This is a genomic window from Paenibacillus sp. B2(2019) (assembly GCF_008370385.1).
Taxonomy (GTDB): Bacteria; Bacillota; Bacilli; order Paenibacillales; family Paenibacillaceae; genus Paenibacillus_AQ.
The window spans coordinates 304,345-311,684 of the sequence record NZ_VTZR01000015.1 but is presented as its reverse complement, the minus strand read 5'-3'; the positions used below and the strand labels follow the sequence as shown (position 1 = coordinate 311,684).

The following is a 7,340-nucleotide window of genomic DNA, read 5'->3' as shown; positions in this document are numbered from 1 at the left end:
CCGAGTTGATGAGTCTCTTGTGATGTAGAACATCCTGCAATAATAAAAATAAGCAATACACTGAAAAACACCAGGGAATTCCAGTTCCTTATTTTTCCTTCTCCCACCTTTTTTCCACCTTTCAGCTCAACAATTTATCTTTTTGTCATTCTTACAAATCTAGGACCTGCTTCACCTATCTCAGCAAATCTGCATGTCGTTTTTTACCAATTTTATAAACTATCCCTCAAAATCTCTAGTGTAAATAAAAAAAACAGCCTTATAGCTCTTATCCTAGGCTGGGGCGTATGTTGTCTGAGCTTTTACGCTGATTATACATCTAATAACCATAAAGGTGATAACCCAGCATCAAATAATGACAGATTAGCTAATCATAGGACTGCTTAATTAAGCAAGAAAATCGTGTTAAACCCTAAATTATCCACACAAATTAAGGGCGACTTTCTTTGTGTGGATTACAATTAAAGTCGTTTAATCATTTATCAGCATATACACTATTTTAGCCATTTCTGCCCGCGTGACTTTACCGGGTCAAAACGAAGGTTAGCTTTGCCCTTCATTGTCCCAGCCCATTTCCGTGCTTGACAGCTTATTTTGCCCAAGAAGATACTTGGTCTTGGTCAGAAAATATACTGACCTGCCCGTTAGATTAATGAAGAAAAGAAAGCAGTTAAATACTTATCTAATCGGTAATCGGACCATCTTCTTGTCCTTTATGGTAATCGGGACAAGAACTTGTACCGATAAAACAAAAAATCCGCTAAAATAGCGACTTTCATTGAGACCATGTTTTTGTCCCTCGACAAACAAAGGCAGCCGATCACAATGATCAGCTACCCTCTTATTTTGATTGACCTATCGTTTCCCTTTATCTTAGCTTAATGGATCACATTCGTAGTCTTAATGCAACCTACCACTTATTCCATTAATCTCCCTTTACTTCATTATTGTTCGGAATTAATTCATACAAGGCACGAACATCACAACCGATGGAATCGGCGATCGATATGGCAATTTTGAGTGGCATCACTCTTTTGTTTTCAATAAAGTCGTAAACTCGTTCCGGTTTAAAAAGCAAATCTTTTGCCAGCCATTCCGCTGACTTTCCGGATTCCATCAATCGTTCATTCAGTAAACAACGTCCTAGTTCAAATTTCAAGAAGCGATGACCTCCCGCATAAGATAATACTTAACCTTAAGCGTTGTCCATTACCAGCATGAATATACTTTATAAAGGGTCCTATAACGATGAAGTTCCCCTTGCGTCTGCCCAATTTGTTGGGCGAGTTCCATCGCGGGCTTTTGTTTCCCGTTAGTTCAACCGTGTTAGACTCCGTAGAACTCTTTTATCTTCAGCCAAGACTCATACCAAAATGTTTTCAATTTCTTTGTCCCACCTGTCCAATTATGAACCTAGAAGTTAACGAATAATTCATTATAATGCCCGTTACTTTAATGTAAAAACGGCAAGCCGAATTTTCCTGTTCACGATTGATATATATGATGCATAATAGCACTGTGTAGAAAATCTGCTAAATCCTCATTGCTATATTGATTAAAGTAGTTATTGAATCGTGCATCGAATTTGTAAGTATCGGCAATGCAAGCCAGTAGCTCTGTATCACATGGCATGAATTGCATTAGATTTTTTTTCCACTCCTCGATTAATCGCTGAACTTCATCGGAGGAAGGATGCTGATCGACACAAGACGCAATTTGCTTGAATACTTCCTCCATCGATTGAAAACGTTCATCTTTTTCATCTTGTGAAAGTTTATCCAACGTTTCATTAAACACATTATACGCTTCAGTTTCACCATAGATGAATCTCGCCTCATTTGCATATTGTTCTTTTAATGGCAAAACGGAAGAATTGTTGAAAATTTGCAAATTACTAATATCATTCCCCGAAACGTATTCTTCGAGAGCAACCATGATGCTTTCTAGTCTTTGTTTTCTCGAAAATAAGGTTTGTCTCTGCTTCTTTAATATTTGATTCTGTTCTTGCCTGGTCAGCTTTAAAATGTCCGCAATTTCTTTCAAGGAAAAATCCAATTCCTTTAAGAACAAAATAGTTTGAAGTTTTTCCAAACTGCTTCGATCATATAAGCGATACCCTTTTTCCGTCAGATGTGTCGGTTTAAATAAATCAATCCTATCGTAATAATGCAAGGTCCGGCTTGTAATGCCTGTAATCTGAACAATATCTTTAACAGCTAATAATGGTTTCTTCATCCCAAAATCCTTTTACTTCGTCTAGTATTTGAGCAGCAGGTGTTATTGTGGCCTCAAAGATCGTTCTTCCTGTTTTTCTTAAATAATATTGGATTAAATAATATCCGCAAGCGTAGCCAGCACTATTAGGCATATTGACCGGTTCAAAGTTTTGAAGTTTGGCGATCTCGTCACCGTAAAGATACGGAGCAAATTTATCAAACCCTGTTAATTGCAATTGCTCTCTAAGGACAGGCTTTATGCGCCTGTTAAGTGTGTCTGCGTTTGTTTTCGTTACCCAAGGGCCGAGCAATTCTTCGCCAAACATGAACGTAGCATAGTTTTCAGCTAATCCTTCACTTACAATGAGCTCGCCCAAATTAACGGTGTGATCCCACTGAATAAATTGATATCGCACATTATGGTTGCATTCGTGCGCCAGCGCAGCCTTCATTCGAGAAATCGTGTACTCATTTGGCAAGAGTGTACCCCAAATAAACCCGGGAATGCCCCCAAAGCCGCTATATCCTTCGTTTATTGTTAAGGCACTGCTTTCCGGATTCCCTAGTTGAATGGTAAACAAATATTCGGATACGGGGAGACTTATTTCATGTTCTATAAATAGACGGAGGCTTTTCCTTACCGCGTGCTCACACTCTAACCAAAAAGAATCTGACGAAATCAACTCTATCTCAGGTGAAATCTGCTGGGTAATCTGATCAGGGGATCGATGCATTATACTATTAAACGTAACAACGTCAAAACCATTCGCCTCTTCAGCTCTAAAAGGGATCTGTTGAATTTGCCATTGTTTCATAAAGGGAGCCATCATTTCATTTCTGAATAATTCAAGTTTTTCCTCGGGCGAAGCTTGGGCAACTTTTTGATAAATGTGGTCTGAACGCAATGTTATTATGTTCATATCTCTCACTCCTAGTCGTTTATAGTGAGAATTATGCACTATGACCTAACGTCATAGTCAAGTGCTTTGGATCAAATACTGAAAATTAGGTACATGGTGCTCCATCAGATACCTCCAAGAATGAGTTAAATAATGATTAATTAAATCTACTAATCTTCAACATACTCTTAAAACTTTCCTGCCCGTTAGCTTAATGAAATTGCATGGAAACATAGTTAGATACTTTTCTAATCGGTAATCAGCTCATGTTCTTGTCCCTCGATAAAAATAATAAGTTGTCTGAAATAAAAAACCACCCGCTTTTAGTACGCAAGGTGGCTAGGTTTAAACAATTTTTAATCTGATTTGATATTCTTACGGAAGTCGGACTATCATACCAAGTGTTTAGTGCTTGAACATTCTGATTCAAGCAGCAAAGCCAAATTATTTTAAATATTTTCCTGTGAAAGAATGTTTCGCTTAAATGAATTATATAGGTTTCGCCTCAAATATAATTTTGCTACCCCTGCCACCGCCATCAGGCCCCATGTCGATAATCCAATTCACCTGACTGATGACGTCAAGGTTATGCTCGATAACGATGACTGTATTGCCCTTGTCCACGAGCCGGTTCATAATTTACCACAGCCCCGGTGAATCATTATTTCAAAGGTATAACCATGTTCCACGTATCAGAAGCGTCCTTAAAACCATCACTGCCGTCCGAGACGGCCGCGAACAAATGAGTCGGCTTGCCGTTCTGGAACAACAGGAACGGCCGCTCCAGATTGCCCAGCGTCTGCACCGTGCCGTCATCCCAACGCACCGTCCGGGAATAGCCTTGCGGCTGCCCATGCAAGCTCCATTTCAGTCCGTCCGGCGACTTGGCGTAGATGCCGCCGTATTTTTCTCCGCATAGATGCCCTTCCATATCTTTGGCGATCAAATTGTATCCTTCGTTTGTTTGCCAGATGAAAGGGTCTTCGATATGGAACGACTCTGGAGGAAACACCGGCTCGTCACTCAGCACCCGGTACAGCCCCTCGTAGTGATCCGCATACGCAACGCCAATCGTCATGCCGCCATGCAGGTTGCCTTCGTAGTGACGTGCCTTGTAGATCAGCAGCACGGAACCGTCCTCCCTGACACACGGAGCCGGATTGGAGGTCAGAAAGCTATCGAATCGGCCGGGATGTGTTGGCAATATCGGTTCGTCCGCTCTGCGCCACGGGCCCAAAACGCTGTCCGCTATAGCCAGACCTACCCGTTTGTTCGCCCGCGCCACGATGCATTGAGGATCGGTTAACCCGAAATTCCCGGGCGGCTCTGGATCGCTTAGCGGATGGGTCGAACCCGTATAATAAAGCAAATATTTGTTGTTGTGCTTGACGATATGGGGGTTGTGCGTGCAGCGTCCGTCCCAATATTCCGCTCCCCTCGCCGGAAGCGCCACCTCGCAGAATCGGTACGGTCCCTCGGGGGTATCCGAGTCTGCCCTGACAATCTCTGAAGCTGTCATCCAGCCGGGATGCATCGGCAGTGTCTTCGGCCAGCGCGAGGCAAACATATGGTATTTGCCGTCCTCGCCCTGCACGACGGAACCGCACCATACCCAATAACCTTCCATACGGAAGCCGCCGCCACGCGGAGCCGGCAACATTGTGCTAGTATGCATGTACAGTCACCTCGTTTTTTCCCGCTGCTCCATAATTGCTGTGAAACATGGTCTCCCATCCTTCCAAATGAAGTGAATAACAGGACTGCTCCATACATCAATGGATCGACATAGTCATGCCGGCGAACCAACCGCCGGCACGCTTGCACATATATCGATCCTAAGGCGTATTCAGCCCCACATCGTCGGCCGCTAGCGGGCGATTCAGTAGAGGCGCGCCGGAATATTCGTCCGCCCCCACATCTGCTGTCGTCCGCATTTGACCGTCCATATCCGCCAGCACGAACGCGTATGTCCCCACAGCTGCAGCAATTGCCGGGCTGCTTGCGGACAGTTTCTGAATGCCGTTCACCGCAGTCAGCAGCGGATTGATATTTCGGATCTGTTCCGAGCTGCGCGATATGTTGCTAATAGTGCTGCCAAACCCGATATTACCTTGGAACAGCGTATTCGTTGTCGCCGCCTCGTAATAAAGCGTGCCGGTGCTGTTGTATACGATATTGTTCGCCACGACGGAATCCTGCGGAGCATACGCTTTGCCCGAGCCGATGACGATACCGGTTTTGCTGTTTACAATCGTATTGTTGACGATAAGCGCCCGGTAAACTTTCCATTGTTTGCGCAATTGTTCGACCGTCGGACTTGGAGGGGAGCCTCCAGTACCGCCGTCAAAGTCTCCGTTAGGCAAGTAGATTGCTTCGCCAGTCAAATTCTCAAAGTAGTTGTTATAAATCTTATGGTCATTGCCGAACATCCGGATGCCTTCCTGATCCGACTCCACGCCGTCCCCGAGGAAGAAGTTACCATATACGCTGTTGTTATGGCCATGCCGCAGCGTCAGGCTGCCCTTGGAAGTGCGGAATGTATTGAAGCGCACCGAATTGCTGCTGCTCTTGACCGATATGATTTCCGGCTCTCCATCGCAATTCTGAAATACATTGTATTGTATCGTATTATAGCCGTGGGAGAGCGTAAGTCCCGACAAGCCGAGACGAATTGTCTCTTTGCCGTTAGCTACCCATGGGCCTACATCATGGAAATAGTTGTATTCGATAATATCGTATTGCGAAATTTGACCTGAGCCATCCTGTCCTTCGTAAGCGATCAGCGGTTCGGTGTCGCTCTTCAGTCCGAAGTCGTTCCGGTCGATGCGGTTATGATGGCTGTTCGTGCCGCGCACTTGCAGCCACATCAGGCCGCTCCCCGAGCTGGGAAGCGCAAACGTATTACGGGTCAGCCGCGCATGGTGCGAGCCTTCCAACACCACTGCGCCATTGCTTGTGTTCGTAAACTTTAATCCGTCCAGCACCACATGCGAGGAGTTCTCGACGCGGAAGCCTGACGCTCCCGAGATGATAGCCTGACCGCGGTTTTTCGCTTTAATGACGATTGGCGCGTTGGCAGTGCCGTTTTTGTTCTGAACAGCAAACGGGCTTGTACGCGAATACGTGCCGTTTGCCAACACAATCGTTTTACCCGCCGTAGCGGTTGCAAGCTCGGCAGCCAACTGCGTGGAAGTGCTAACTTCGACGACCGTCCCTTCGCTACCGCTGCCGCTTGAATCGCTACCATAAATTTCGACCTCGGCAAAGCTGTTCAAGGCGTTCACCGAGTTGCCATGGCCAACAATACGAACGTAGCGGACGGGGGCAACATCGGCAAAATCAAACGTCTGCAAGCTGTTGCTCATACTGCTGACCGCTCCCGAAAGCACTGTACTGAAGTTGTAGCCATCATATGAAGTCTGGATATCAAAAGCGAAAGTTCGCTCCGCCCCGTCGGTGAAGGCGATCTTCACGTATTCCACACGCTTGCTCGATCCAAAGTCGTATTGGACCCACTCCCCTTCGCCATTCGCTGACCAGCGTGTGTTAAGATCGCCGTCGATTGTATACGCGACGATATTGCCGTCATCTCCGCTGGCCATAAGTTGTGGCACAGTAATCGCCAACTTGCTTGCGCCTGGCGGAGATCCGCTCGCGGTGCCGTAGAGTTCAACTTCAGAATAGCTGTTCCACAGGTTGGAGGAATTGCCGTGCCCAACGATCCTCACATAGCGGGTAGAATCGACATCCGGAAAATCGAACGTTTGCAGACCTTCCACAAGGCTGCTCACAACTCCGCTGCTGACGGTCGTAAAGGTTGAACCGTCCGTAGACGTCAAAATATCAAAAGTAGAAGTGCGGCTTGACCCATTCAGAAATGCAATTTTGATGAAAGACACTTTGCGATTTACGCCCAAATCGTACTGGATCCATTGCATGTCGCCATTCGCCGACCAACGTGTTAAGAAATCGTTGTCCACCGTGTTGGCTGGAACGTTGCCGTCATCTCCGCTCGCCGTCACGTCGGAGCTGCCAATTGTGAACTTCGTATCAGCCGCACTTGCCGTTCCTGGTATTAACACAACAAGCATACAGATCAAAATAATGAACGTCATACATTTGGTTCCCATAATTCATTTTCATCCTTTCTATTATGAAATGATGGTTATTGAATCATTCCCTTCGTTCCGTCCGGCACCTCCTCTCAAGAATACGAAAGCCGGGA

General features: G+C 45.6%; 6 protein-coding genes. All 6 read right to left on the bottom strand.

What is annotated here, in order from left to right:
• Window positions 1-925 precede the first annotated feature (925 nt).
• The 6 genes from PAENI_RS14450 to PAENI_RS14430 all read right to left on the bottom strand — a co-directional run bounded on the left by PAENI_RS14450 (window position 926) and on the right by PAENI_RS14430 (window position 7,230).
• Window positions 926-1,159 (bottom strand): XRE family transcriptional regulator, encoded by a 234-nt coding sequence (locus PAENI_RS14450; RefSeq protein WP_149645772.1) that lies wholly within the window; start codon window positions 1,157-1,159, stop codon window positions 926-928.
• Window positions 1,160-1,485: 326 nt separating this feature from the next.
• Entirely contained in the window at window positions 1,486-2,235 is a 750-nt protein-coding gene (locus PAENI_RS14445; RefSeq protein ID WP_149645771.1) for a MerR family transcriptional regulator, read from the bottom strand.
• Complete coding sequence (locus PAENI_RS14440; RefSeq protein WP_149645770.1) at window positions 2,210-3,136, bottom strand: DUF2268 domain-containing putative Zn-dependent protease; 927 nt, start codon at window positions 3,134-3,136, stop codon at window positions 2,210-2,212. Before PAENI_RS14440 ends, PAENI_RS14445 begins: the two co-directional genes overlap by 26 nt.
• Window positions 3,137-3,604: 468 nt before the next feature.
• Window positions 3,605-3,751 carry a hypothetical protein gene (locus tag PAENI_RS31835; RefSeq protein WP_188114574.1) on the bottom strand — a complete coding sequence of 49 codons (147 nt, stop codon included), beginning with the start codon at window positions 3,749-3,751 and terminating at the stop codon, window positions 3,605-3,607.
• A gap of 25 nt (window positions 3,752-3,776) precedes the next feature.
• Window positions 3,777-4,775: a glycoside hydrolase family protein gene (locus PAENI_RS14435; RefSeq protein ID WP_149645787.1), complete on the bottom strand. Its 999-nt coding sequence runs from the start codon at window positions 4,773-4,775 to the stop codon at window positions 3,777-3,779.
• A gap of 175 nt (window positions 4,776-4,950) precedes the next feature.
• Entirely contained in the window at window positions 4,951-7,230 is a 2,280-nt protein-coding gene (locus tag PAENI_RS14430; protein WP_188114573.1) for a chondroitinase-B domain-containing protein, read from the bottom strand.
• Window positions 7,231-7,340: the final 110 nt, after the last annotated feature.